Genomic DNA, 24,617 nt, shown 5'->3' with positions numbered 1-24,617 from the left:
TGCCTTCCTCGAAAGCATCAAGCGCCGGGAATGGTTCAAGACGGTTCCGCTCGCCCGTGTGTGGGTGTCGAGCAAGCGCATGTCGATGCCGCCTGGTGGGTCTGACGTACCCGCGAAAGGCGGTGCGATTGCCTATGCGTGGTTCGTGTTTGAGCACGGATATTCGGGGCCGCCGATCATCGGATTCCTGCCTGATGTGCCTGTGGCTGATGAGGTGGTGGGATGAGCAAACCAGAACCCCTGACGCCCGAGTATTGCGACCTGCGCGGCTACGAATTCATGCCGCTTTTTGGTCACAAGCTGTTCGCGAGCGAGTTTTACACCGAGGCAAGCGCGGACGAGTTCCGCGCAGGTCTGCGTCTTTGGTGGGCGGCATGGAATCAGGTGCCAGCCGGAAGCCTGCCGAACAGCGATCGCGCGCTCGCGACGCTGGCCGATTTCGGACGCGATATCGAGGCTTGGCAGGACGTAAAAGAACGGGCTCTGCACGGCTTTATCGAGTGCTCAGACGGGCGCCTTTATCACCCCATGATCTGCGCTGAAGCCATTGATTCTTACGAAGAAAGACTGCGCAAGAGCAAGCGCCGTACTGACGACAAGGAGCGACTGAAACAGTGGCGTGAAATGCGCCGCAATCAAGAGCGAAACGCGTCTCATGCGGATGACACGGACAACAGTGAAACGGAAGTGAAACGCGTTTCAGGCGCATATCAAACCGAGGAACGAAACGCCCCCGTACAACGCGCCGCGCGGCGTGACAGGGACAGGGACAGGGACAGTAATACACACTCACTACGTTCGTGTGCCGCGGCTTCGCCCGGCGCTGAACCACAGGCTGTCGCTGTCATCCCTCCCGATTCTCCGCTCGACGCCCGGACGGCGCTTTTCCGAACTGGCGTGACGACTGTGCAGGCCATGACCGGAATACCGGGGCCAAAGGTCCGAACGCTGCTCGGGAAATGGCTGAAGGACTGTGGCGACGATTGCGCGATGCTGAACGACATCATCGCCCATGCAGCCGACACGCGGCCAGCCGAGCCGCAAGCCTTCATCGCCGGGGCGATCCGGCACCGCACCGCTGGCGACTTCCGCCAACTGGAAACAAACTGGGGGCTCGATGACGTCGATCTCGACGCCGCGCTCCGAGACCAAGAAAGGGCCTTGGGCCTATGAGCGAACTGATTGCAAGAGATCGCCCGCAAGCAGCGAAGGCCATTGCGACGTGGCTTACCCGCCTCGCCCGCATGGTCCGGCATCAAGGCCAGATGACACCGCAGGAGCGCGGGGCCATGGTCGCGGAATATGCGGAAATGCTCCTGCGCACCGATCTGCCAGACGCCGCATTCAACTTCGACGCGCTGCACTACGTCGCAGAGGGCTGCGAGTGGTGGCCTGCGTTCTCGGTCCTGGCGTCGAAGCTCCAGGAACACTGGGCCATCAAGCGGGTCCAGATGGAAAACCGGCAGCATCTCCGCATTGCCGGGACGAGTGACAGCGCCCCGCTTTCGCCGAGTGACGAGAATTGGATGCGGTTCTGGCGTCGGAACGAGGATATGGGCTGGACGCAGGAAGGCGAGACCATTGCCGATGAGCGGGCCAAGGTCGCTCGCAAGCGGAACGGTCTGAGCATGATCCGGCGCTACGCCCCCGACGCCTATCTGCGCATCACCGGCAAACTGGCCGAAGATCGTGGCACCGGGCAGGATTGGCACGATGCGCGACAACTCAACGCCACCTTGCGCGCTCTGCGAGACCATCCGTTCAAAGCCGTCATGCTTCGGGCCATCCAGGCAGCAGTGAAGAACCGGGCTCCTGAGCATCTCGGGCTTGTGCAGGATGCGATTGCGAGCGCCGGAATGGCTGCCAATCCCGAGCCTCTCAGACAGAGGGCCACAGCATGAAAAACCCAGCAAATACGGGCGATTTCGGTACAAACGGGACTCGGGGTGTGGTACTGTCGGGCATGACGAAAAACGCTGCATTGACCGTTTGCGCGCTTGCCTGTTGGGTCGGGGTGCTAGTTTGCATCACCGTTGGGCCCGTTCGGGCTGGCGATGAGAGCGGGGCATGGTTTGGCGCGTGCTCCTGGCTCATCCTCTCGCTTGGTGCCCTCATTGCGGAGATCTTTCATCCGATCAAAGGCAGCCAGCGATGAGCGAAACGACGAATTCCGCTGACTGGCCGATTGGGGTTTCCGTCTCTATCACGCAAACCTGCGGCAAACCGGCAAGCGAATTCGAGATGCTGACTTACGCTTGGTATGCGTTAGGAGCCAAAATGCGGGCCGCTGAGGGCGGTGTAGGGGATTTTACACCCACTCGGAGCGGAAACGTCGGAACGGCCAGTGAGGCGCAAACGTCGACGCTTGACGAAGAGTGCGGATGTGACCGGTGTCAGTCCTCTCGCCCCGGCTTCCCCGGCCTGTCAAAGCCTGGCTGGCGCTATGCTTGCAGGCGGTGCGGAAACAAGCGCTGTCCCCACCATGAGTGGCATGGCTTTGAATGCACAGGCAGCAATGAGCCGGGGCAGATCGGGGTTGAGCGCCGCGCAGAGAGTGAGGCGACAAACTCGCCGGCGGAAATTGGACCGGGCTGTACGGGGCGGAAATTGGACCGGGCTGTACGGGGCGGAAATGGGCTCTCAAGGTCTGGTGGTTTTGGGTCGCTCTTGCGGTCCTCGCGTTGCCTGGGATCTACCTCTTCGGGATTGTCGATGGGCTGCTGCTCTACATTCCGTGCGTCGTGGCGGGGTGCCTGCTCGCTGAGTTCTGGGTTCTGCCGCTGATCGAAACGTGGCGGACGGCTATGTGGCGCGCTTCTGGTGGGGAGGGGGTTTGATGGACCCCATGGTGCGAAACCAGAAAAGAATGGCGCATGAACCACGATAAAACCCAAGCGGGACAGGGGAATTTCCATGGTGCTACTGAGTGCCGGGAGATGATTGACGCTGTTGTCAGTGGCGCGATAGCGGGCGTCTGTATTCCGCTCGGCTTGCTCATGCTGCGGTGGGGAGGAATCCACTTTTGAGCGGTCGCCTTCCCTTCCCCACCTGGCGCGACCTAGCCGACACGCTCGCCAGCCGAGACCCCGACCAGCGCGTGACGGGCGACGATCCGGGGTTCTATGGCAGCAGCCGCAATGAATTTTCCGCTGGCAGCGCAGGTTTAATTTGATTCCTGATCCGAAATTAACGGAGATTACCGTTACCAAACCAGGATCAGAAAAATGCTGAAAAGTCAGATCCCCGCGCTAGTGTTGTTCGCCCTCTGCCTGCTCATCGTAAGTTTGCGGGCGATGGAAATAGAGATCGAGTATGGCATGGAAGCTATGCTCTATATGTCTGCCTTTCTCCTCATTCTCGCCTGCATCGCGCAACTGAGTTTGAGGTTGCTTAATGCGCATCGACTACGTCGCCGTTATTAAGCCGTAAGGATCGCGCGGGGTTACGCGTCAGGAGTGCTTTGATAGCGCGGCGTGATACCTGTGAGGGGTAAGCGGATTTCGTTGTACCGGAGGGCTGATTCTGGTAGAATCTGGGTATGACGACAGCCCCGAAAATCCATGAAACTGTTGCTCAAATGGCGAGGCCGAAAGCAGCCAAGCGCCCTCCGGCCCCGAGGCTCGAAACGGGGCTCGTCGCAACGATGGAACGCGTGAACAAGGACGATTACCAAGGTCCTGTCGGCAAGCGCTCGCGATGCAACCACCTCCTGACGCTGCGCAAGGCTGGCGAGCTCGACGCTGAAGCCGAAACCCTGGCTGAGCGCTGGTTGAGCGATTACCAATTTGGCGTCCACGGCTACACCGACGCTATGCACAATCCGCTACCGAGCGATTACATTCGCGGCGATGCGATCACGTTCGCCACGTCACGCGGCATCGCCAGTGAACGGGTGGGGTTGGTGCGCGACAACCTGGGGGATGATGCGCACGATATGCTCGTCCGGCTCCTTTCTCTCGATCAGTCTTTCGCCTCAATCGCGCGTGAGAAGTTCCCTGCACGGAGCAAAACAAGCGCCGAAAAGGCCATAAGAGAACGCGCAGTCGTGCTGCTGCAAATCCTGCCGAGCGCCTATAAATCAGCCTGCCGCTTGCAAAAGCAGCGCAAGGAACAGGCGCGCAGATAACACTGTACAACGGCCATGCAGACGGATAATATCTGATAAATCCCTAAATCTGCGCGGTCCACAATGCTCCCTCAATCAACGCGATTGTCGGTGGGCGATATTGTGCAGTTCGGCGCGGTTCGGTTTTTTCTGGTTGGGCTGGGCTCTAATGCCGCCGTTCTCTGCGAAATCGTTGGTTCTTCAGCGCCCCATCATAGGGCTGATATCCCCCTGTCCTGGCCTGAGACTTTGCGGATGGGAGTCGCTACGCGCAGTCATATCAGGTGCGCACCACGGCTTTTTCGAAATGCCAAGAGACTTATGAAAATCGGCGCTGCCGATACGGCTGTTTTACGGCGTGCGCGTGCAGCCGTTCGGGTTGAGCTCGACGTGCAGAGACGCGAGGACGAGTGGCTTTTTGCTCGGCGTCTTTGTGGCTAAATTCTCATAAACATAATTGCCTGGAGGTCGCATGGCTGGGCGCAAACGTCCGGTAAAGAGCCGGGCCACTACAAAAACCACAAAGCCAAAGCGCGATGCGCGAGACGTCTTTCTCGACCACCTGCGCAAAACGTCGAATATCTCGGAAGCGGCGCGCGTTGCCGTTCTGGATCGCACAACCGTTTACAGGTGGCGCTCAGAAGATCCTGACTTCGCTGCGGCTTGGGACGACGCAATTGACGAGGCGACAGACGCTCTAGAGGCCGAAGCCCGACGCCGCGCAGTCGATGGGCACGAAGAATATGTGGTCTCAATGGGGCAGATCGTCCTCGACCCTAAGACCGGCGAGCCCTTGAGGCAAAAACGTTTTAGCGACTCACTGACCGCCTTGCTGCTGCGCGCGCACCGCCCCGAAAAATACCGAGAGCGGCATGATGTGAAGCAGTCGGGATCGGTTGCCATCACTATCACACCGGACGACAGCGCGCTTTGAGGCATGGTCGCAACGCTCAATCCTGCGCAGGCTGAGGCCAACCGGCTCTTAGGCTCGCCTGCAACGCACATTCTACTGCGTGGCGGGTCGCGCTCGGGCAAGACGTTCCTGCTGGTCCGCGCAATCGTCATCCGGGCAGTCATGGCCCCGGGCTCGCGGCACGGGATCTTCAGGCACAGGTTCAACGCCCTCAAACACACGATCATCGGCGATACTTTTCCGAAGGTCATGCGCCTCTGCTTTCCTGATCTGCCGTACACCCTGAACAGAACTGACTGGTTCGTGAGCCTGCCCAACGGCTCCGAGATTCTGTTTCACGGCCTCGACAGCTCGGACAGGACCGAGAAGATTCTGGGTCTGGAGTTCGCCACCGTCTATCTGAACGAAGCGAGCCAGATCAGCTACGGCGCCCGCAACATGTTGCTGACGCGCTTGGCACAAAAAACAAAGCTGGTCGCCAAGGAGTATATCGACGCCAACCCGCCAACGACCTCGCACTGGCTCTACAGCCTGTTCGAGCGTCGGATAGAGCCGAAAGGCGGCGAGCCCCTGCCCGATCCGGCGTCTTACGCGACGATGCAGATCAACCCGGACGCGAACCGGGACAATCTCTCGCCTGAGTATCTCGCCCAGCTGGAGGCACTGCCGGAAAAGGAGCGTCAGCGCTTCCTGTTCGGGAATTATCAGACTGCGATTGACGGCGCGCTCTGGACGCTGGATCGGATCAGACGGGCCTCTGCGGTCACTGAAGAGGAACGCGCTGTCCTCCTCGCGGATATGCGTCGCATCGTCGTAGCGGTCGATCCCTCCGGCTGTTCGGGCCAGGAGGATTACCGCTCGGACGAGATTGGCATTTCCGTTTGCGGCATCGACCGCGAAGGTTGCGGCCATGTGCTCGCAGATCTGACATGCCGCACCGGTCCGGCCGGGTGGGCAAAGATCGCGCTCGATGCCCTCGACCTGTGGAAGGCCGATCGGATCATCGCCGAACGTAACTTTGGCGGTGCAATGGTCGAGCAGACAATACGATCGGTCAGGGCAACCGCGCCAATCAAGATGGTGACGGCCTCACGCGGCAAATACGCCCGGGCCGAGCCGATCGCCGCACTCTATGAGCAAGGCAAGGTCACGCATCACGGGCGCTTCCCCGATCTCGAGGATCAGATGTGTCAGTTCTCGGCTTCCGGCTTTCAGGGCGCTCGCTCGCCTGACCGGGCCGACGCGCTGGTATGGGCGCTGACAGAACTGATGCTCGAAAAGCAGAGCGCCCCGGCTGGATGGGCGCCTGCACCGGTTACTTTTGGACGATAAGGCTCTCGCATGGACTGGCGGCATCTCACTGAGCGATACGTCGCGCCTCAAGGTCTGGCCGCGCGGAGTGCTCGTCTGCTCAATCTCCGCCGCGTGCTCGACGGAACGATGTATGACGTTCTGCCGCACGATTTCTCGGAGGAGTATTCCGGGGCCGGCGAGTATATTCCCCTCTCCCGCCGTCGCCCGTCCGTCCGCACCAATCTGTGCCGAACGGTGGTTGATGACAGTGTGTCGCTCTTGTTTGGCGACACGCATTGGCCGAGCTTTCGGGCAACGGACCAGAACACGAGCGATGCGCTTAATGCCTTTGCCCGGTGCGCGGGGCTTCGGACCCTTATGGTCGAGGCCGCAACGCGGGGTTCGGTCGGTTCTGTCGCGATCCTGGTCGAGGCAATCGATAGCCAGCTTGCGCCCACATTGCTCGACACCGCCTACCTCACGCCACGTTGGGATGCGCTTGGTCGCCTTCTTTCCGTGCAAGAGCGGTTCATTGTCCAAGGATCCGATTTGGCCGCGTCGGGCCATTCGATCCCTGACGATATGACCGGTGCGCTGTATTGGTGGCAACGAACATGGACTGCGCAAGAGTGCGAGGTTATGCAGCCGCAGCCCGTCAGTTCGGCCAAGTCAGCCAGCATTGATGCTGAGCGGTCGAGCAAGCACGGCCTTGGCTTTGTGCCTGTTGTCTGGATCCGGAATCTTGGCGGCGCTCCAGGCGAGGCTGACGGGGCTTGCACGTTCGAGAAGGCGATCGATACCGTCATCGAGGCCGATTACCTTCTATCGCAGGGTGGGCGCGGCTTGCGCTACGCCTCCGACCCAACGCTGGTGCTCAAGGCTGGTCGGGAAGAGTCCGGCGCCCCAGCCCGTCGAGGTGGTGCGGCCTCAGCTCTAACCCTGCCCCCGGACGGCGATGCCAAGCTGCTCGAGATCAACGGTGCGGCGGCTGATGCGGTCCTGACCCACTACCGGGAATTGCGAGCCCTTGTGCTCGAGCAGCTTCACGGCAACCGCGCTCATTCGGACAAGATTTCCGCAGCGCAGTCCGGCCGAGCCATGGAGATGATGTGCCTGCCGCTCATATGGCTCACGGATCGGCTCAGGCAGTCATACGGCGAGAGTGGGTTGCTATGCCTGCTCCGCATGGTCTGCCAGTTCTCCGCGGCTCTGGCTGACGGCGTGCTGATCGACGGCGGGCGGCATAAGGATCTCGACCCAACCGGTCTTTGCCTGCACTGGCCGCCGTGGTTCGACCCGACCGAACCCGAATTGCTGGCGCTGGCCCAAGGGCTCGTGACTGCAGTGGATGGTGGTCTGATCGCGAACCAGACCGCATGCATGATCTACGCCGCCCGGATTGGTGTCGCTGACGCCTCTGAGGAATGGGCGGCGATCAAAGCTGAGATTGCGAATGGTGAGCGCGTGGCCAAGCCCGCCGACGCGGTTCGCAAGGATGCCCTCGTTGGCAAGACGCTATCGCATCAGGTCGAGGCGTAATCGCGGCTGATGCCGCACCCCGAAAAGAGAGACAGATGTCCGAACCAACCGAAATCGACCCGAACACCGTTCGGGAGCTCGAGCGCGCGCGCGCCGACCTCAAGACACTGCGTGCCGAACTCAAAGGCGTGCAGGAAGACGCTGACCGCGCCCGCAAGGAGCGTGACGGTCTCAAGGGCCAGATGGAGAAGCAGCGTGCTGAGCATGACGCCAAGCTGGCCGAAGCAACCGCTGTGAATGATGCTCTCCGCGCCGAAAACGAAACAGCCATGACCGAACTGCGCTCGGCAGGCGACAAGGCCCTGATGCACGCGAAGGCCGAGGCGATTGCGACCCGACTGGGCGCTCATGACCCGGCTGATGTGGTGCGCCTGCTCGATCTCTCTGGTGTCAAGCGCGGCGAGGATGGCACGTTCGAAGGGCTGTCCGAAGCCCTTGAAGCCGCCAAGGAGAGCAAGGCCTATCTGTTCGGCGAGCCGCCCAAGACCGGTGCCGAGCAAGGTACGACCCGCACCGCTCCTGCTCCCCAGCCGGGCAAGCCCGAGCCGGTCAACGCCCGCACAATGGCGACGCAGGATTACGAGGCGCAGAAGCGCCTGTTCCTCGCACGCTGACAATCCCTTTCCCCGCCTGGCTGATGCTGGGCGTGACTGTGCCTGATGGCACGCCCCACTACTTCAACAGACACAGGGACACGCCCCAATGGGTATCGAAAACTTTCCCGCCAATCTGGCGGCGGCCATTCAGCAAGGCTTTCTCGCTCGTGAATTCCAGAACGGACTACAGTCCAAACTCGGTTTCCGTGCGGTCGCAGATCGCGAGCTCTTCCCGGTCCAGATCGGTGAAACGCTGACCAAGACACGCAAGAGCCTCAAGACACCGGTAACCACGCCGCTGAACCCGGCCGCCAATACCAATTTCGACAACGGCCTGACGCAGAGCGGCTGGAGCGTCGAGCAATACACGCTGACGATCAACCAGTATGGCGACACGATCGACCTCAACATGGTCACGTCTGGTGTCGGCATCGCCAATCAGTTCCTCGCGAACGCCCACACCAATGGCATCCAGGCGATGCAGTCGCTTGATCGTCTCGCTCGGAACACGCTGTTTGGTGGCGGGCAGAACGGCGTCGGCGGTTATCTCGGCGGCAACACGCGAGTGACCACCACGCTTGGGGCTGCTGGCAGCACAGTGAAGGTCGACGATATCCGCGGCTTCCAGAATGTCCTGCTGAATGGCCAGGTTGTGCCGGTCAGTGCGACCAATGGTATGACAGTCACGGTCGGATCCGGCGTCTATACCCTGGTCGGTGTTCTGCTCGATGCACCCTCTGTCTCGACTGCGCCGAACGGCATCTCGGGCTCACTCGTGTTCTCTGCAAATGTCGCTGTATCTGATGGCACCGCAGGTCAGGCGGTTCGCGCTGCAACTGCGCCTCTGGTGCTACGCACGAACGGACGCGCCACTTCCGCAGCATTCAAGTCTGGCGACACGCTCGGCATTCAGGATGTCAACGCAGCCGTTGCTACGCTGCGTTCGAACAATGTGCCGACCATCGATGGTCTGTATAACTGCTATCTGGACCCGATCCAGAGACAGGCGCTGTTCCGTGATCCAGACTTCAAGGAGCTGTATCGCGGCGCCTACAACTCTGATTCCTACCGTGACGGACAGATCATCGAACTGCTGGGTACTCGATTCATCGATACAACTGAAGCGCCGCAGCAGGCATCTCTTGGCGCAGGCCCGATCCATCGTGCATTGATTGTCGGAAAGGGCGCGCTGGTCGAGGGCGATTACCAGAACACGGGCCATTCCGACATTCCGGGCATGGAAGAAGGGCTGATCGAGATGATCGATAGCGTCGCAATGGTGACGCGCGAGCCCCTTGATCGACTGAAGCAGATCATTGCGCAGTCGTGGTACTGGATCGGCGGCTTCGCTTTGCCGACCGATACGACCGCAACGCCGGACATTATTCCGACTGCCACTAACAGCTACCTCAAGCGCGGCATCGTGATTGAAAGCCTCGGAACTGACCAGATCGTTTCAGACTGATGGCACGGCGTCCGCGCAATCTGTCTGAGCATGGGGAGGCGTCGGAAACGACGCTTCCTCAGCCTCAGGCCATTCGCCTGACCGCGCCGCACGGCTTTATCGAGAGCGTCCATAACAAGGGCGTCTTTCACTGGCCTGCTGGCGAGGTTGTCACCAATCCCGCCACGGTTGCGCTCCTGATCGAGCGTGGCGCGTCCTGGGAGATTGTGGAATGTCAGGATCACTGACCCCCATTCCAACGCCGGCTTTTGCGACTGCTCCGCTCACGAGTGATGAACTGGTCATGTGCCGCCGCTTCATGGGCTATCCGGCTCTTGGCGGCATCAGTTCGGGCGAGCAGTCGTGGCGCTTCTTCGCCGCCTACGGATTCAACGAGTGGCGCTTCCAGAACATGTCACCCGCTGAACTGGCACAGGTCCGCTCCTACCTGACGAACTGCATCAGCCTTGAACAGGCGATCTACGGTGCGACGGATAATCTCGATACCGATCAGGCGGCGGTCTGGAAGCACAACCGGTCCGAGGTCGCCGATCGGGTGGCCCTTTACAACTATTGGCGTCAGCAGCTTTGCGCGTTCTTCGGTGCCCCTGTTGGCCCCGGCGTTTACGGGCAGGCGGGGCGCATCATCGTTTGAGGTCGAGCATGGACTACAAAGACGATCCCATCATCACAAACGCCAATGGCTTCGCCCTGCCCCGTATCGCCTGGGCACTGGCCGAGGATGGCACGGTGCGCGCCGTTGCTCATACCTATGACGATCGCGCAGCGCCGTTCGAGGATGCGCCCGTGGCTGTCGCTGGCAAGGTGCCTCTCACTGGGCGTTGCGCTCTCAAGGTGACGGGCGCCGGGGCCATGATCGGCCATCTGGTCGATCGCAACGGCAATGTGTCGGCGTCTGGCGGTCGTGAGGCGGCCCTCGGCCCCGAGATGGCGGCCTATCACGACGCTTGGCCCGCACCGGTTGCGGCTGCCGCACCCGACGCAGAGCCGGAACAACTGCCTCCCGAACTACCGCCGCCTGATAAACCTGAAGAGTAAGCGCCATGCCACCCATCAACCAGGGCGTCTGCCAGACCGCTATTCAGCGCCACGTAGCGCGCGGATACGAGCAGGCAGCAAAGCGCCTTGGGTCAGTGGCGCAGCAATACCGGCCATCATGTCTGACGATGCCCTGCGAGCCCGCCCCTCATGCGCTTGTGATGGCGACGTTCAACGATGACCCGGAATTCGCGTTCCGGCGTCCCGTCCAGTGGGGCAAGCCGGTCGCATATGGCCTTTTCGATACGACCGATGTCGCGCCGGGCGATGTGTTCGTGCTGCCCAACGAGGGCACGTTCTTCATCACTCGGTTCGAGCCCTTCCGCCCGGCACAGGCCATTCTGAGCAATGCGACGGTCACTCTATCGGGGGCGCCGGGTGCAGGGTCAGGGCCGTCCGCAGGGGGAATTTCTTGCCCACTAGCTGGGTATCAACCGGGATATGGCGGGGCGACGGCCGGGACTGTGGTTTTGGCCACCGGCTGGCCTGCATGGATCGGTGAGCCCGGACGTGGCTACGTGCCTCAGACGGGAACGCCCGGCGCGCTTCCGGCCGCCGCGCTTCTCATGCGATTGCCGGTCATGCCTGACTTCTCTCCGACCTCCTATATGACGGTCGCGACCCAGGCGGGGCAGGCCTACACAATCACCGGCGTTGCTTCCTCGCAATACGGGCATGAATGCCTGATGGTCACACAGCAGGTCTGACATGTCCGATATTTCGAGCGTAGCAACCGGGCTGGCGCAGCTTTGTTCGAGCCTGCTTTACCTGAACGGCACGAACGCCGCCTCACTCTCTGGACGCCGAACGATCATCCAGCGTGGGTGGCTTACAGAGGCTGTCATGTCCGGCATATGCGGGCCTCAGGGCGGGACAGACTATGTGCTCGTCATGCCGGTGCAGGGCGCGTATCGGACCATTCCCGAGCCTTTGGGTTGGCCTTGGGAAACGGGGCCGATCACGGCGCCCACTGTATCGCTGAATGTCCAGGGCAACACGGCGACGGTGTCGATCACAGACGGGGCGGTGCCGGGCGGCAATGTCGGGCTTCAGGTTCGCGCCGATGCGAACGCACCCTTCCCCGACCGGCTGGCTGCTGTCCATGCTGTGCAGCCATCAGACACGGTGGGTACGATTGCAGCCGCTCTGGCCGCATTCTTCCCCGGTGCAACGACGCTAGGTCCGAAGCTCACCATTCCGCATGCGATCGGGCTGACCCCGGCCACGGGCGGAACCGGCACGGCAACGCGCATCACCAGGCGTCAGCAGCAACTCTTTCTGGTCACGCTCTGGTCCGGATCGCCTGAAGGACGCGATGCGCTCGGCTCGGCGCTTGATGGGGCGCTGTCTGGCGTGACGTGGTTTGCAGCCTCGGACGGGGCGCAATGCCAGCTCAAATTCGCCGGATCAGCTGACATCGACACGATGCAGGCCCAGAGCCTCTACCGGCGCGATATGCGCTTCAACGTGATTTACGACACCACACAGACCCAGGCCGCAGCACAGATGCTCTTTGGCGCGGGTGTGGTGCATGTCCAGACGCCTGATGGCCCTGTGATCCAGACATTCGGGTCTGTCATCCCTGACAACCTGCAATGACGCCTCCTGAGGGACGGCACTGACGCCCCTCGCCTCTTTCTCACTCACCCTTCGAGGAAAATTCATGAGCGGCACAACCACGCTATCGAGCGGGGGCAGCGGGGCTGCGTCTGCCGATCCGGCGGCCAGCGCGACCGTATCGGGCGCGACAACCACCAAGACCGCGACTGTCAGCCCGGCGCCTGACTACGCCTACATCCCCCGCGAGCCCCTGACCGTGCTCGGCAAGGGGTGCCCGGCTTTTGCGCCGATCACCGACGCTGCGACGATCACCGAGATCGAGGCGACCGGGCAGGTCAATCACTGCACGCGGGTCAGTGCCGCATCCCTTGGAGGCTGATTCATGTCGAGGATCTATCAAAGTGGTCAGTTGAACACGACCGCACTTACTGTGCCCGATCTTTATGTCTCGATCGTGCAGCCGCAGACGCTGCTCAACGGCGTGACATCGGGGCGCGTGGGCATTGTCGGCACGGCCTCGTGGGGCCCGGTCAACACGCCAGTCATCATTGGCGGCATGGGTGACTATCTGGCCGCGTTCGGCCCCAAGCAGGCAGCCGCAACCGATATGGGGCTGGCGGTCAATATCGCCTCGCTACAGGGTGCCTCTGACTTCCGCTGCGTGCGTGTGACCGATGGGACCGATACGGCGGCCACAGGCTCACTGACGGGCTTGTTGAACCTCACGGCGCGATACACAGGCACATCGGGCAATGCCCTGTCGATGACGGTGCAGAAAACTGCCACGCAGTATCAGGTCACGCTCAGCGCGCCGTTTGCCCAGACCGCCGAGGTCTACTCGGTCACCATCCAGAGCAGCGTTCTGGCCTCGATGCAGGCGATCGTCAGTGCGGTGAATGCTACGAGCAAGCTGGGCATCCTTGCGGTGGTTGCCTCACCCAGCACAGAGCCGGACTATCCGGCGACTGTCGCCCTGACTGGCGGCACCAATGGCAACGCCCCAGGCACAACCGCCTTCATAGGCTCGGACGGCTCGGTATCCGGCGCCGGAACGGGCATGTACGCCCTGCGCGGTCAGGGCTGCGCCTTGGGTGTGCTGCATGGCCTGACCGACACGAGCACCTTCTCGACGCAGGCGGCATTCGGTCTCGGCGAGGGCGTTTACATGGTCGGTAGCATGTCGGCCGGCATGAGCGTTTCTGCTGCGGTCTCGGCTATGGCCGCCTCAGGTGGTGCCTCCTACGCGCTCAAGGTCATGCACGGCGACTGGCTATGGTGGAACGACGACACGAACGGGCTGATGCTTGCCCCACCGCAGGCTTTTGCAGCCGGCGTGATCGCCAATCTGGGTCCACAAAATGCCAGCCTGAACAAGCAGCTTGCGGGCATTGCCGGAAGCCAGAAGGCGGGGCAGACCAGCGCAGGAGGCACGACGACCTACTCGACAGCAGAGCTCTCTGCCCTGATCGGTGCCGGTCTGGACGTGATTGCCAACCCCGCGCCGGGCGGTGCCTATTGGGCGTGCCGATCGGGCCACAACACCAGCCTGACGGCCACAGTGCAGTCAGACAGCTACACGCGCATGACCAACTACCTTGCCACGACGCTGGCGGGCGGCATGGGCGTTTATGTGGGCGCTGTCGTCAATGACACGCTCTTTGCAGAGATCCGCGCGACCATTCTTGGGCTCTTGTCCGGCATGTTGGGTCAGGGTCAGCTGGCGACGGTGAATGGTGCCCTGCCCTACACCGTGATCTGTGATCGCACGAACAACCCCGTTACCCGCACCGCACTCGGCTACGTTCAGGCCGATATTGCCGTGCAGTATCAGGGGATCAACGAGAAATTCATTCTCAACCTTCAGGGCGGCGCCTCGGTGCAGATCGCCTCGGCTAGCGGGAGCGTCTGATGGCCAACATGTTCAATGTCGGGCGGGATTGTCAGGTTGTCCTGCTCTGGAATGGCACCAAGATCAATATGCCGATTGTCACTGGCTTCCAGAGCCAGCAACAGACCCATCAGGTCAACAGCACGCCGCTCAATTCGCCTCCCATCTTCACGGATATCGAAAACGGCTGGCGCGGTCAGTTCGACGTGGACCGCAGTTCTGCCGATCTGGACAGCCTTATCGCTGCGAAAGAGGCCGCGTTCTGGAACGCTGGCACGATCGGCCAAGGGACCATCTATCAGTACATCACCGAAAAGGATGGCTCCACAACGACATGGGAGTACGCGGGCTGCACGGTCAGGCTCTCGGATGCCGGTCGCTGGCAGTCTGAAAACAAGACCTCCCAGCGCCTCGAATTCAATGCCAGCACAAGGACGAAAATCTCGTGACCGATACCATCAAAGACGCCAAGGGGCGTGAAATCGAAGTGCGTGAGGTTGTCGGAAGCGCCATGTCGCGTCTGGCACGCCTCAGTGGCGAGGCATTCGGCGCCAACCTCTGGACCACGGCCACGATTGCCCGAGCGAGCGTCGTCTCGATTGATGGCGTACCCCTGCCGCCACGCATTTCATCGCTCAACGATATCGACGGCCTGTGGGACAGCGTGGATGCAGAAGCGGCTTCGGCTGCGATCGAGTGGATGCAGGCTCGTCAGGAAAAGGCTGTTGAAGAGGCAAAAAACTCTTCGGCGCCCCAGGATTCCGAGACCGGCTCTGGCTCGTAAAGAATGGGGTGCCTTACCTCACGGCAACTGAAGAACTGACCGACGCTGAGGTTATGGCCCACGCGATTGCCTTCTCTGAAATGGAGGGCAATCGCTTTGATTGGGACCAGATGCAGTTTGAGAGGCGCGACGATGCGTGATTTTACCCCTGAGGCCTTTGCTGCCTTTCTAGGTGAGGCCGCTCTTGCCGTAGAGCATCGCAAGCGAAGCGCTCTCGAAGAAGCCGCACGCATTGTCGAGCACGAGGCCAAGGCCGAGATCGGACACTACCAGGAACAGGCCGGGCCGTTCGTGCCATGGGCGGAACTGGCGGATGCGACCAAGGATGATCGCGTTCGACAGGGCTACTCCGAGAACGATCCCGGCCTGCGCTCTGGCACGATGCGCGACAGTATTAACCACCGGGTTGAGGGCTCCGAGGCCCATATTGGCTCGGACGATCAGAACCTTGCCTATTTCGAGCTTGGAACTGAAAAGCAGCCGCCCCGCACGGTCCTGGCGGGGGCTCTCATCAGGAAAACTGACGAAGTGGTGCAGGCACTAGGCCGGCGCTTTGTTGCTAGCCTGACTGGTGACGGTGTGGCGAACGGAGCTTTGCCGCTGGATGGGGATTGACGTTCCTGCTTCCAGACCGAAGGCCAAGGTGGCACTCTCCGCATAAAGGGGGAGAGTGAAGTGGGTGCGAAATTCAAGAAGGCTTTGACCGTCATACTGGCCAGCATCGCGGCCATGCTTACGGGGCTGTGCATATTTCTGATCGGACAGTCGCTCTGGCCGCAATCAGAGTCGGCAATTCCCGATGAGCCCCAGGTCACCGCTGCGCAACCTACACGACCCACTCAATCGGTACTTGTCCGCCATCACGATGAGGAGGCACCCCAAGCGGCGAGCCCGTCAGTTACCTACGATGTCACCCAAGGCTCCGATTACGCTGCGCTTTATCTTGGGGCGCCGGACAATTCGTTGATCGTGTGCGCAAAGCGAGAAGATCCGCGCTATCCCTCAGATTTCCAGTCACAGTTCGACCACGGCAAGATCGTTGTTCCAAAGGGTTCTGTCTTCCTGTGGGGCGGACACTATTTCGGCCCACTGGAAGACCCTCGCGACGACAAAAATCTTGCTGAGCATTCAGATCCGCTGTCATGGTCCGATGTAGACGCCGCAGAACAGGCTCGACGCAACGATCTCGTTCAGAAAGATCTGTCAACTACGACGCCAGATGCCGCCGTTGTCACTACAGCTGCACTGACGCTTACTGAGAAGCGCCTTTGCGGGTCGGTTGCTGCACGTACGCTTGTCTCGGAGGATTGGACATTTGCACAGGCGACAGTCACTCAAGCCGATGCGGTCTATTACCAACTCTACGGGATTTTGAGGGGCAACAAGCTTGATACGTCCTTCGATCACGACACCATCCCCATAAAATGGGCTGGAGCCGCTGGATCGCTCAATGGCGTTGTGAAAGGGAGAGTCAGCAATCCGCTTTATCTCCCATCTGAGCACGAATGAGTCAGGTGTCCGTGCTGCTGAGAGGTCGCACGCCTCTCTGCAACAGCTATCACAGCTTCAGGTCAACCCCCACTCAGCCACTGCACGACTCCGCCATGATGCGAGCATGTGCCTCTGTGGTGCAGGCTAAATGAGTAGGAGCCGTCGCCGCACTTGGCCGAAGCTCCGGCTGGAATACCTCCGCCCACGACATGCGCAGGTGAATGCACGCGCTTCCCATCGGAGTTCGTGTAATGCCGGTGTTCCAGTAGCTGCGTTTCTTGCGGTGCACTCTTTATCGTCGGTGTGTGTATTTGGCCTTGGGTTGTCTTATCGAAAGCCAAACCCGGAGCGGTGAAAACGATTGCTGAAACACAAACTGCAATTGAGAACAAAAAACGTGGCATCAAGGATTCCTCACATGGCGTGTGAGTGGTCCCTATCAGTTGTTTGTAAGGAGCGAACTAGACAATTTATTACGACAGGTTAAAGTCGCTCCGTGCGCTGCTCTCTAGCCGCAAGGCAGATCAGCATCTAAGACCTTCCTAGAAGGCCGTCGCACCGCCGAGTTGAACCCAGCGGCGCGACATAGAGATCGACCAAGGTGATTGCAGTCTTTTAGATGCGCTCCATCAACCGTCCGAAATTCGGACGGTTGAGATTGCAAGGGCTGCGAGTGGCTTGCAACGCCGGCCGGTAGCCTCTCACCTTTAATCCTTAATAGCTTCCTGCAAAGCAGCCGCTCCCTCTGCCATCATCCGCTTGCATGTGAGATGCTCGCCCGGCGTGTAGCGCGGACATTTAAGCCAATCCGCGATCGGGACGCCGAATGTGCGCCTTTCCATATCAAGGGCGATTGCCGCCCCGCATTCCGAACAAGCAAGTTCCATAATGGCCGCTCCTTTGCCTCACGGTCGAGCACGGCGCGGAGTCGAGTCAATCACTCCTCAATTCAGATACCTCACCACCACGAAGGTCGGGGCGACCGTCTGCGCGCCTAGGACTGAGGTGTAGGTGATGGGATCGCTTCCGACGACGAGAGCGCGGCTTCCGTACTTCAAATGACCTTTCGGATCATTGAAGATAGCCGGATAGACTTCTGCGGTCCCTGGCATCGCGTTTGTAATGAGAAGCGTATGCTCATCCAGCCACTGCTTTTGCCCCCAGCGAACCGCAATAGTGGTTGTGAAGCACTTGCCCTTGGGGGCGTATGGATCATCAAAAGCCGCCACCAACGGTAGATCAATCGGCGCCCCGCCGCAGGCCTTGACTACCTCTGAACCGTATTGCCCAATCGCTCCCAAGGTCTCAGCCTCGACCTTCTTTTTTGCGGCCAAAGCCGTGTAATCACGATAAAGCCCTGTGGCGTTGCCGCCTCGATGGACGGCAGCTGCCTCGCGATAGATTTCCTGATCAGGCAAGGACTCCCTTGGGGGATTCTGAGCAATTGCATCGAACACCGCCCTTAGGTCATCAGCAGCAAAGCCGTATTGCTGCCCCGCCCGGTAATATTCCCCAACGGTGGATGGCGGCATCTTCGTATGTTCGCCCGTGATCGCCATCCACTTTATGGCCTCATCGCCACTAGGCAGGCCCGCCGCCATAAGTTGGTCGCGCTCTTCCGGCGTGAACCCATTCCTTGCCCAACCATTTTGAGACATGGGATACGCTTGGGCGCTGAAGCCATTGGCGGCATCTCCGTTTGCGTAATCGGCTTTGTCTTGCGCCATTGTCGGCGGGGTAGAGAGCGCAAGGAAGATCCCGCTAACGAGAATTGGACGACGAACTGTGATTGAATACGACATGTGCCCGCACATCTCCCCAGCGATTGTAAGATGATGCCACATTCTTGCCGGGTTTGGTATGCGAGTTCCATCCTAGCGTCCGGTTTCGTCAGCCAGTCTCAGTCCGGTTCAGGGCCAGTTAGAATGGGATTTCTGCATCCAGATCATCCGACGGTTTTGATACGTTGCGCTTAGGTTTGAGCGGCCATTGCGTTAGGTCATAAAACCTCCCTTCTTCATCGGAAGTGCCTATCGCCATTGTGCCGTCGCGCGATATTTGCCCGACTTCGTTCGACCTTGTTTGGAACGTCAAGGTGCTATCACCTATCTCGATCTGCTTGACGAGGATGTGGCCGCTGAGAACGTCCCTCGCGAGAGCCCGGAGATCTCGATCCCGCTGAAATTGTGCTCTTACTTGCTTCATAATGTCTTCGACGGAATCGCGAGCCTGGAGTGCTTCGCTCAGCAGACGCCGGACTGCCTCAACCTCCGACGCTATGCCATTGTCGCTCTGATAGGCCCGGACGCGCTCAAGCAGCTCCACGGGCAAAACGTGTATGCGTCGTTCTGTCGTCGCTTTCTCGGGTGACTGAGCCATAGTCGTCTCCTAAAATTCACGTCCTTCCCGACTCAGCACGCCGTTAACTGACATTGCAATTGACATCACAGTTCATACATGCGTTATTCATCGACGTGGGCCAATCTTGGCGCCACTTCGGAGGACAGCATATTGGCTGCGGTAAAAGGATATGGCAACGGATGCATATCGAGGGAGCCTATGAAACGCCTCCCTTTACGCATCGGGGCGTCAGTTTGCGAACGGATCGACGCATACGGGATCCCTTCCGGCTGTCGTAGCCGGAATGAAGCAATTACTCGCCTGATCGAAATCGGGCTCAAATTTTCGGAAAAGCAGGCATCGGGGCACGTCGCCAAACAATCCCCCGATGCCTCTGAACAATGACCCTGAAAGGACACTGCGATGACCGCAGATAGCACAAATGAAGACAAATGGGCAATCGGTCCGAACTGCCCGCCCGGCGCAATGGTAATTGGCGAGGATGGCGAACCCAAGTTCACCCCATACGGAATGGGCTACATCGCAGTAGAGGCCGCCAAATCGAAGGGCATGACTCTAGAAGATGCGGCTACCTACGTCGCAGAGACGTGCGGGCGCATATATGGCTCCTATCTTGAGAGCGGAATTCCTGTGGAGCAGGCGCAATTGCTCGCAAACCGCGTGCTGGAGTCCGCCAAGATGAGGCTCGAGGAAGTGTACCGGGGTTCAGGACTCGAGGGAGGCGCGGCATGAACGCCAATCTCCCCGTTCCCGCAGAGTTTTCTGCAATCGCGACCATCTGTGTTGCAACCGAAAGCACCATTGGTGGCCGCAAGTGCCTTACCGTCGATGGCCGGGCCCTTCACGCCGGCCTCAAGGTTGGCCGAGCCTTTGGAGCCTGGCTGCCTGCCCGTATTGAAAGTCATGGGTTTCAGGAGGATTCTGACTATCAAATTTTGCTTTCCAATTCGGGAAAGCAAAATGGCTCTGGCGGCCACAACCTAAAAAACTACAGCCTTACGATTGATATGGCCAAGCAACTGGCCATGATCGAGAACAACGAAATGGGCCGCCTTGCTCGGCGTTATTTCCTGTGGGTCGAGCAGGCAGCTATCAGCGCGGCCCTTCCTTTGGGCGCGGGACAGCATGGCGGCATCACCAAAGCGGTGATCACTCGAGCTTTGCTGCCAGTCACTGCCCGGATGGACGCCCAAGAGGCGCGCCTGGCCACGCTGGTCGAGCGCTTGGAAACAGCGATAACGGCGTATGACCCGTCGGCAGGCTTCACCACTGATTACCGCCCTATGCGCTTCTTCGTTGAAAATGCCGGTGTGCTGCAAAAGGGCCGAGGCGGCCTCATCCGCAATATGTCGCGTCGGTGCGTGAACTGGCTTCTCAGAAACGATCTGGGCGGCAGCATCCGGCATAGCAGGGATCAGGAACGGCACTTGTTCCACGTTGATGCTGTTCCCCGCTGGATGCAGTTTGAAGGCGCAGAGATGATCCGCGCGCACATGGACAAGATGACCGGGCAAGGCACTTTTGCCCCCAAGGGGAAGAAAGGCCGGACGGAATTGTCACCGCGCCCTTTCTCCCGCCCGAAGGAGGCAGCGTCATGAGCGCGCTGACCTCTGAGAGCGGCGAAGACTTCGCCCGAACATGGGGGAAGGTCATCACGTCTCTCCCGAACTGGATGGCCGGACTGGAAAGCGACCTGAGGGAGGTGCATCTGGCTCGCCAAGGCATCCCGACCAAGCGCAGGGCTCTTTCCGAGAACGCGGTAAGGGCGCTGACTGCGCTCTATCAGGAGTATGGCGACGGGGCTGAAAGAGCGCAGCGGAAGCGTCCCGCCCTCACTTAAAATCCTGACCAAGCAGTGATCGCGTCGTAGAGCAAACAGTACGCGATCACTGCGAGCACAATCATGAAATAAACTACTACCGGTCCTAACACGATCAGCAGGACCGCCGCTGACGAAACCTCATGCGGCGCTATTCTGCGTTCATGCGATGCTTGTTTGGGCGCGGTGGCTACAACGTGCCGAACCTGGCCGGTAGGTTTGCGCGCCGAGACCGATCGGGGGTGTCGCGCCCGAAACTGCGGCATATCAGCGACCAAATCAGCCTGCATCTGACGCCACATGGGCGTCCCCCCATCATCAAATTCGTCGTCTGTTTCGTCACGAGATGGGCGCATGCCCGGAGTATAGCATATGGCTGACGTCTATCGCATCGGTGTCGCGATCGGCATGACCGACAACTTTTCGCAGGCCTTGCAGGCGCTTGCAGCAAAGGTACTGGGCGTCAATGTCGCAGCCAAGGAGCTCGAGGGCACGTTCAATCGTGTCAAATTGCTTGTCGCAGGCCTCGGGGGTGTTTTCGTCGGCAGCGAGATGATGCGTGGCGTCAACTCAATGGCCGAAGCAGGCGCCAAACTTCAACGCGCCCAGACTGCCATGCTCCAGGCGGGCATGACCCAAAAGCAGATCGCACAGGAAACGGCGGTCGCCTACAATTCGATGAGCCAGGTGCGTGGCCCGGACATCGTTGACCGCGTGAATGCCATTCGCGAACTGCGTGGCATCGTGGGCACAGGTCCAAACGGCAGCGATTACCGAGAAGTCAACGCTGTCCTTCCGAACTACCTGCGGGTCCGCAGCCTCTATGGGGAGCATGGATCGCAGCAGCTATTCCGCACAGTCGAAATGCAGGGGGGAGCACGCTATGACGCCAATGGGAATTTCGATGAAGGGCGGTTTGCAAGATATCTCGACGCTGCGACCCGCACACTTCAGGCGTCAGGTGGGAACCTCAAGCCGCAAGACCTTCTGAGTGTCATGCAGATGGGGGCAGTGACGGCACGCGGTATGACGCCTGACGCCTTCTGGAACACGATGATGACGCCCGCAATGGAGATGGGCGGATACCGGGCGGGTACGGCACTTACAGCAATGTCCCGCGCCTTTTACGGCGGGATCATGCCCGACAGGAACGCTCGCGAGCTTGAGCGGCTCGGTATTTTTACCGGTGGGTCGATCCAGCATATGGGTCATCTCACGTCCGAACAACGCGCTGACCTGACGGCACATGGGTATCACGTAGGAAGAGGCGGCGTCGTAACGGTCAGGCGCGATGGAGTGGCCGGGGCGGAGGAACTGAATGACCCAAATAGGGGGTTCTTCCCCTGGATCAGAGATGTGCTCTCCCCTCGCCTGCGGCATGACTATGAGACCCGCATCGCAACCCGTCCTGGAAACACGGAAAGCTATGACGCCTACGTAAGGAATGAACTCTACTCAGCCCTCCCGACTGAGACCGCGCGTAGGTTCGGCGCGCTTATCGTTCAGCAGCTCACCAGCGTACAACGCGACACCACCTTACGCGAGCAGGCGTCGGGATTGCCTGCCTATGAGCAAGCACAGCAGAACTACACCCAACAGCTTGAGAACATGCGGCACTCGTGGGCGTCTCTCATGGAAACGCTCGGCCTCCCAGCCGCCAAAGATGCAGCAAGCATCATGCAGGGGATCAGCCACGGGCTTGATAGTCTCACGAGGGCTGCGGCAGCGCACCCCGAAGCGGCGCAATGGATGCTGCGTGTAGGAGCGGGCCTCGGCGTTCTGCTGGCGTTGGGCGGCACAGCGGCGATTGCTGGTGTAGCACTCGGAACCATGGCCGGAGGTATCCGCACAATCGGCGGTGTAGCAAGCCTGGGTGTGAGATCGTTGGGGCTACTCAGTTCTGGACTGAGCAAGATCGGCCTCATCGCTGAGGGTGGATCTCTGATTGTCGCTGCAACAGGCCTGACGGCTCTTGCAGCTGCGATCGGCGGTATCATTCTGGCTGTTAATTTGTGGAACCGACAGGATCAGATTAAAGCCGACCACGCTGCGCAGCTGAAAGCGCATCCGGAGATGCAAACGCCAAAGTATTTCGACGCCCCTTATGAGCTATCCGATTTTAACCCATTCAAATGGATGCAGCACCACCGCGCGCGAAGGCCGCTATGGCGCGAAGCCGACCCCGAGTATCACGCTCAATTTGGTAGAGATGAACTCACCCGCCAGCTAGGGATAGACGGCTACACACCCAGGAAGCCCGGCCCGCGCCAAGTCTCGAACGAGAATATCCCAATCATCGACCGACTGAATGCGGCGCGGGTCTTTCCTGAGAACGCCGGGTCAACGCGCCGTAGCGATCGGACATCGAGCGGCGCATCGCCTTCAGGATATGGAACGGAGCAGCGCACCCAGAGCCAGACGCTTCACCTCACAGTGCCCCTCACCCTAGACAAACGCGAACTCGGCCGAGCGATCCTGCAGATCAATCTGGACGACGCCCGCCGCGCAAACCGGGCCCAGTCGGGCGCGTTTGACGGGCTGGCGAATGCCCAGGTGCCGGGGATGAGTGTGGGGTATTGAGGTTAATCGCCGCCCGTGAGCCATGGGCGAAGGTGACCCTCCACAATCGCCATCTGTTCTTCGATAAGGGCCGTGTTCGCGCCCAGTCCTGACAGATATGCGCGAAACTCCAGATTTACTTCGGACCAGCCAATCTGCTCGCGCCGCAAGATCTGAAGCAAATCGAAAGCTCGCTCATTGTCCAATGGATGCGATGCATACGACGCCGTCATGTAGGCGAAACCGCCGCCTACTTGTTCTTTCCATGACATTTATTTTCTCCTCACGCTTGGACCCGCCCCGCCATGGGGCGGCACAGCCTGCGCAATTCTCAACAACCTGCACAATCAGAATTGGACGCCACAATGACCCATCGTCGAATTCCGCTCGAGATCAAGGTTTCCCTACCGGAAGGCTTTGCGGAGAGCATCGCGGATATGGTCCGCAGCCGCTTTCTTGATCTCATCCCCGTGCTCGCTCACGACTTGTCGCGAGACCTCGTTACGCTCGCCCACGACGAAACCACAGGACGTGCAGATGACCTTATCGTCACCACGTGGCTCCCCGTCGCGGACTTCGACGCCGAGTTCGCCGCCGCACTTCGGGCATTCAGGCTTGATTTGCATGAACGTATTGTCAGACATCGTGAGGCCCCTACCGTTGCGTACGGAGCGGAGCAGGCCTGCCGGAGTCCGGTCAATTGATTTTGCCAGTGCCTGCCAGTTGCCCCTACCCTATCACTCACGCTATCGTGAGGCGTCTGTGGTAGACATTCGCCCCCGTGTCATCCGCGGGGGCGTTTTGCATTCTGGTTCAGTTCGTCGGGTTCTCGGGCGCGTCCGGCAGCGGCGCGTTCTCGCCTGGTTTGGGCTCAGGTGCCGGGTGGCTGGGATCGTATGTCGGTGTCGGTTTCGAGGTCATGCGGGCTTTCCTCCGTCCTCTGGATGATCGGGGTGTTCAGGCGCGTCGTCCTGCTGCGGGCTCGTGTCGGGATACGGCTCAAACGGCTCGTCGCTCCCCGGCTTGGCTGGGTTCGGCTTGTTTGTCATCGTCGTTTTCCAGAGGTGAGATGACTCAAGGCTGACGGGGCGCAGGAGTTCCGTAAGCCGCGTGGAAACCTGCATTTCCAACGATGTTGCTATTTTGTCCAATTCGAATCAGTGAATTCATTTGCCAAAATGGAAACATACGCCCATATCAGCGATA

At 60.0% G+C, this 24,617-nt stretch carries 30 protein-coding genes and 1 pseudogene; 26 read left to right on the top strand and 5 right to left on the bottom strand.

Annotated elements, in window-relative coordinates:
* From ED655_RS09170 to ED655_RS09065, 21 genes and pseudogenes are all read left to right on the top strand, one after another.
* A pseudogene (locus tag ED655_RS09170) lies at positions 1 to 226 on the top strand (hypothetical protein); the annotation flags it as partial.
* Positions 223 to 1,173 carry a DUF1376 domain-containing protein gene (locus ED655_RS09165; RefSeq protein ID WP_122049923.1) on the top strand — a complete coding sequence of 317 codons (951 nt, stop codon included), beginning with the start codon at positions 223 to 225 and terminating at the stop codon, positions 1,171 to 1,173. The pseudogene ED655_RS09170 and the gene ED655_RS09165, both read left to right, overlap by 4 nt.
* The gene (locus ED655_RS09160) at positions 1,170 to 1,901 is read left to right on the top strand and encodes a hypothetical protein (RefSeq protein WP_122049922.1); all 732 of its coding nucleotides are present in this window, start codon (positions 1,170 to 1,172) and stop codon (positions 1,899 to 1,901) included. Before ED655_RS09165 ends, ED655_RS09160 begins: the two co-directional genes overlap by 4 nt.
* Positions 1,902 to 3,224: 1,323 nt before the next feature.
* Positions 3,225 to 3,422, top strand: coding sequence for a hypothetical protein (locus ED655_RS09150; RefSeq protein ID WP_122049920.1), 198 nt, complete (start codon positions 3,225 to 3,227; stop codon positions 3,420 to 3,422).
* 230 nt (positions 3,423 to 3,652) lie between these two features.
* Positions 3,653 to 4,126: a hypothetical protein gene (locus tag ED655_RS09145; RefSeq protein ID WP_162993465.1), complete on the top strand. Its 474-nt coding sequence runs from the start codon at positions 3,653 to 3,655 to the stop codon at positions 4,124 to 4,126.
* 451 nt (positions 4,127 to 4,577) lie between these two features.
* Positions 4,578 to 5,039, top strand: a complete 462-nt coding sequence (locus ED655_RS09140; RefSeq protein WP_205836019.1) for a hypothetical protein — start codon at positions 4,578 to 4,580, stop codon at positions 5,037 to 5,039.
* A 3-nt stretch (positions 5,040 to 5,042) separates the two neighbouring features.
* On the top strand, positions 5,043 to 6,350 hold the full coding sequence (locus tag ED655_RS09135; protein WP_122049918.1) for a phage terminase large subunit: 1,308 nt from the start codon (positions 5,043 to 5,045) through the stop codon (positions 6,348 to 6,350).
* A gap of 9 nt (positions 6,351 to 6,359) precedes the next feature.
* Positions 6,360 to 7,850: a phage portal protein gene (locus tag ED655_RS09130; protein ID WP_122049917.1), complete on the top strand. Its 1,491-nt coding sequence runs from the start codon at positions 6,360 to 6,362 to the stop codon at positions 7,848 to 7,850.
* Between the two features lie 35 nt (positions 7,851 to 7,885).
* The gene (locus tag ED655_RS09125) at positions 7,886 to 8,464 is read left to right on the top strand and encodes a phage scaffolding protein (RefSeq protein WP_122049916.1); all 579 of its coding nucleotides are present in this window, start codon (positions 7,886 to 7,888) and stop codon (positions 8,462 to 8,464) included.
* Between the two features lie 88 nt (positions 8,465 to 8,552).
* Positions 8,553 to 9,911, top strand: coding sequence for a DUF4043 domain-containing protein (locus ED655_RS09120; RefSeq protein ID WP_122049915.1), 1,359 nt, complete (start codon positions 8,553 to 8,555; stop codon positions 9,909 to 9,911).
* Positions 9,911 to 10,138, top strand: coding sequence for a hypothetical protein (locus ED655_RS09115; RefSeq protein WP_240993591.1), 228 nt, complete (start codon positions 9,911 to 9,913; stop codon positions 10,136 to 10,138). The genes ED655_RS09120 and ED655_RS09115 overlap by 1 nt, the downstream gene beginning before the upstream one ends.
* Positions 10,123 to 10,545: a hypothetical protein gene (locus ED655_RS09110; RefSeq protein WP_205836018.1), complete on the top strand. Its 423-nt coding sequence runs from the start codon at positions 10,123 to 10,125 to the stop codon at positions 10,543 to 10,545. Before ED655_RS09115 ends, ED655_RS09110 begins: the two co-directional genes overlap by 16 nt.
* 8 nt (positions 10,546 to 10,553) lie before the next feature.
* Positions 10,554 to 10,949: a hypothetical protein gene (locus ED655_RS09105; protein WP_122049914.1), complete on the top strand. Its 396-nt coding sequence runs from the start codon at positions 10,554 to 10,556 to the stop codon at positions 10,947 to 10,949.
* A gap of 5 nt (positions 10,950 to 10,954) precedes the next feature.
* Positions 10,955 to 11,656 carry a hypothetical protein gene (locus tag ED655_RS09100; RefSeq protein ID WP_122049913.1) on the top strand — a complete coding sequence of 234 codons (702 nt, stop codon included), beginning with the start codon at positions 10,955 to 10,957 and terminating at the stop codon, positions 11,654 to 11,656.
* Position 11,657: 1 nt separating this feature from the next.
* Positions 11,658 to 12,548, top strand: coding sequence for a hypothetical protein (locus ED655_RS09095; RefSeq protein ID WP_122049912.1), 891 nt, complete (start codon positions 11,658 to 11,660; stop codon positions 12,546 to 12,548).
* A gap of 64 nt (positions 12,549 to 12,612) precedes the next feature.
* On the top strand, positions 12,613 to 12,888 hold the full coding sequence (locus ED655_RS09090) for a hypothetical protein (RefSeq protein WP_122049911.1): 276 nt from the start codon (positions 12,613 to 12,615) through the stop codon (positions 12,886 to 12,888).
* Positions 12,889 to 12,891: 3 nt separating this feature from the next.
* A complete protein-coding gene (locus ED655_RS09085; RefSeq protein ID WP_122049910.1) occupies positions 12,892 to 14,418 on the top strand; it encodes a phage tail protein in 1,527 nt (508 codons plus the stop codon).
* Positions 14,418 to 14,846 carry a hypothetical protein gene (locus tag ED655_RS09080; protein WP_233581956.1) on the top strand — a complete coding sequence of 143 codons (429 nt, stop codon included), beginning with the start codon at positions 14,418 to 14,420 and terminating at the stop codon, positions 14,844 to 14,846. The genes ED655_RS09085 and ED655_RS09080 overlap by 1 nt, the downstream gene beginning before the upstream one ends.
* The gene (locus ED655_RS09075) at positions 14,843 to 15,181 is read left to right on the top strand and encodes a hypothetical protein (protein ID WP_122049908.1); all 339 of its coding nucleotides are present in this window, start codon (positions 14,843 to 14,845) and stop codon (positions 15,179 to 15,181) included. The genes ED655_RS09080 and ED655_RS09075 overlap by 4 nt, the downstream gene beginning before the upstream one ends.
* 132 nt (positions 15,182 to 15,313) lie before the next feature.
* Positions 15,314 to 15,796 (top strand): phage virion morphogenesis protein, encoded by a 483-nt coding sequence (locus ED655_RS09070; RefSeq protein WP_205836017.1) that lies wholly within the window; start codon positions 15,314 to 15,316, stop codon positions 15,794 to 15,796.
* 114 nt (positions 15,797 to 15,910) lie between these two features.
* Positions 15,911 to 16,690, top strand: coding sequence for a hypothetical protein (locus ED655_RS09065; RefSeq protein WP_205836016.1), 780 nt, complete (start codon positions 15,911 to 15,913; stop codon positions 16,688 to 16,690).
* 62 nt (positions 16,691 to 16,752) lie between these two features.
* Here ED655_RS09065 and ED655_RS16020 read toward each other — a convergent pair whose 3' ends face one another.
* From ED655_RS16020 to ED655_RS09045, 3 genes are all read right to left on the bottom strand, one after another.
* Entirely contained in the window at positions 16,753 to 17,076 is a 324-nt protein-coding gene (locus ED655_RS16020) for a DUF3761 domain-containing protein (RefSeq protein WP_122049906.1), read from the bottom strand.
* A gap of 540 nt (positions 17,077 to 17,616) precedes the next feature.
* The gene (locus ED655_RS09050) at positions 17,617 to 18,474 is read right to left on the bottom strand and encodes a hypothetical protein (RefSeq protein WP_162993464.1); all 858 of its coding nucleotides are present in this window, start codon (positions 18,472 to 18,474) and stop codon (positions 17,617 to 17,619) included.
* Positions 18,475 to 18,592: 118 nt separating this feature from the next.
* On the bottom strand, positions 18,593 to 19,051 hold the full coding sequence (locus ED655_RS09045; RefSeq protein ID WP_122049903.1) for a hypothetical protein: 459 nt from the start codon (positions 19,049 to 19,051) through the stop codon (positions 18,593 to 18,595).
* 384 nt (positions 19,052 to 19,435) lie between these two features.
* Here ED655_RS09045 and ED655_RS09040 point away from each other — a divergent pair, with 384 nt between their 5' ends.
* From ED655_RS09040 to ED655_RS09020, 4 genes are all read left to right on the top strand, one after another.
* A complete protein-coding gene (locus ED655_RS09040; RefSeq protein ID WP_122049902.1) occupies positions 19,436 to 19,765 on the top strand; it encodes a hypothetical protein in 330 nt (109 codons plus the stop codon).
* A complete protein-coding gene (locus tag ED655_RS09035) occupies positions 19,762 to 20,631 on the top strand; it encodes an antA/AntB antirepressor family protein (RefSeq protein WP_122049901.1) in 870 nt (289 codons plus the stop codon). The genes ED655_RS09040 and ED655_RS09035 overlap by 4 nt, the downstream gene beginning before the upstream one ends.
* A complete protein-coding gene (locus ED655_RS09030) occupies positions 20,628 to 20,873 on the top strand; it encodes a hypothetical protein (RefSeq protein WP_122049900.1) in 246 nt (81 codons plus the stop codon). Before ED655_RS09035 ends, ED655_RS09030 begins: the two co-directional genes overlap by 4 nt.
* A 351-nt stretch (positions 20,874 to 21,224) precedes the next feature.
* A complete protein-coding gene (locus tag ED655_RS09020; protein WP_122049898.1) occupies positions 21,225 to 23,432 on the top strand; it encodes a hypothetical protein in 2,208 nt (735 codons plus the stop codon).
* 2 nt (positions 23,433 to 23,434) lie between these two features.
* Here ED655_RS09020 and ED655_RS09015 read toward each other — a convergent pair whose 3' ends face one another.
* Positions 23,435 to 23,683, bottom strand: coding sequence for a hypothetical protein (locus ED655_RS09015; RefSeq protein WP_122049897.1), 249 nt, complete (start codon positions 23,681 to 23,683; stop codon positions 23,435 to 23,437).
* A 93-nt stretch (positions 23,684 to 23,776) separates the two neighbouring features.
* Here ED655_RS09015 and ED655_RS09010 point away from each other — a divergent pair, with 93 nt between their 5' ends.
* Positions 23,777 to 24,115, top strand: a complete 339-nt coding sequence (locus tag ED655_RS09010; protein ID WP_122049896.1) for a hypothetical protein — start codon at positions 23,777 to 23,779, stop codon at positions 24,113 to 24,115.
* Positions 24,116 to 24,328: 213 nt separating this feature from the next.
* On the opposite strand, the gene ED655_RS15990 is transcribed toward ED655_RS09010, so the two are convergent.
* Positions 24,329 to 24,460 (bottom strand): hypothetical protein, encoded by a 132-nt coding sequence (locus ED655_RS15990; protein WP_277302613.1) that lies wholly within the window; start codon positions 24,458 to 24,460, stop codon positions 24,329 to 24,331.
* Positions 24,461 to 24,617: the final 157 nt, after the last annotated feature.

The organism is Asaia bogorensis (assembly GCF_900465345.1).
Lineage (GTDB): Bacteria > Pseudomonadota > Alphaproteobacteria > Acetobacterales > Acetobacteraceae > Asaia > Asaia bogorensis_A.
The sequence above is the reverse complement of the archived record's forward strand: the minus strand, read 5'-3'. Positions and strand labels throughout refer to the sequence as shown.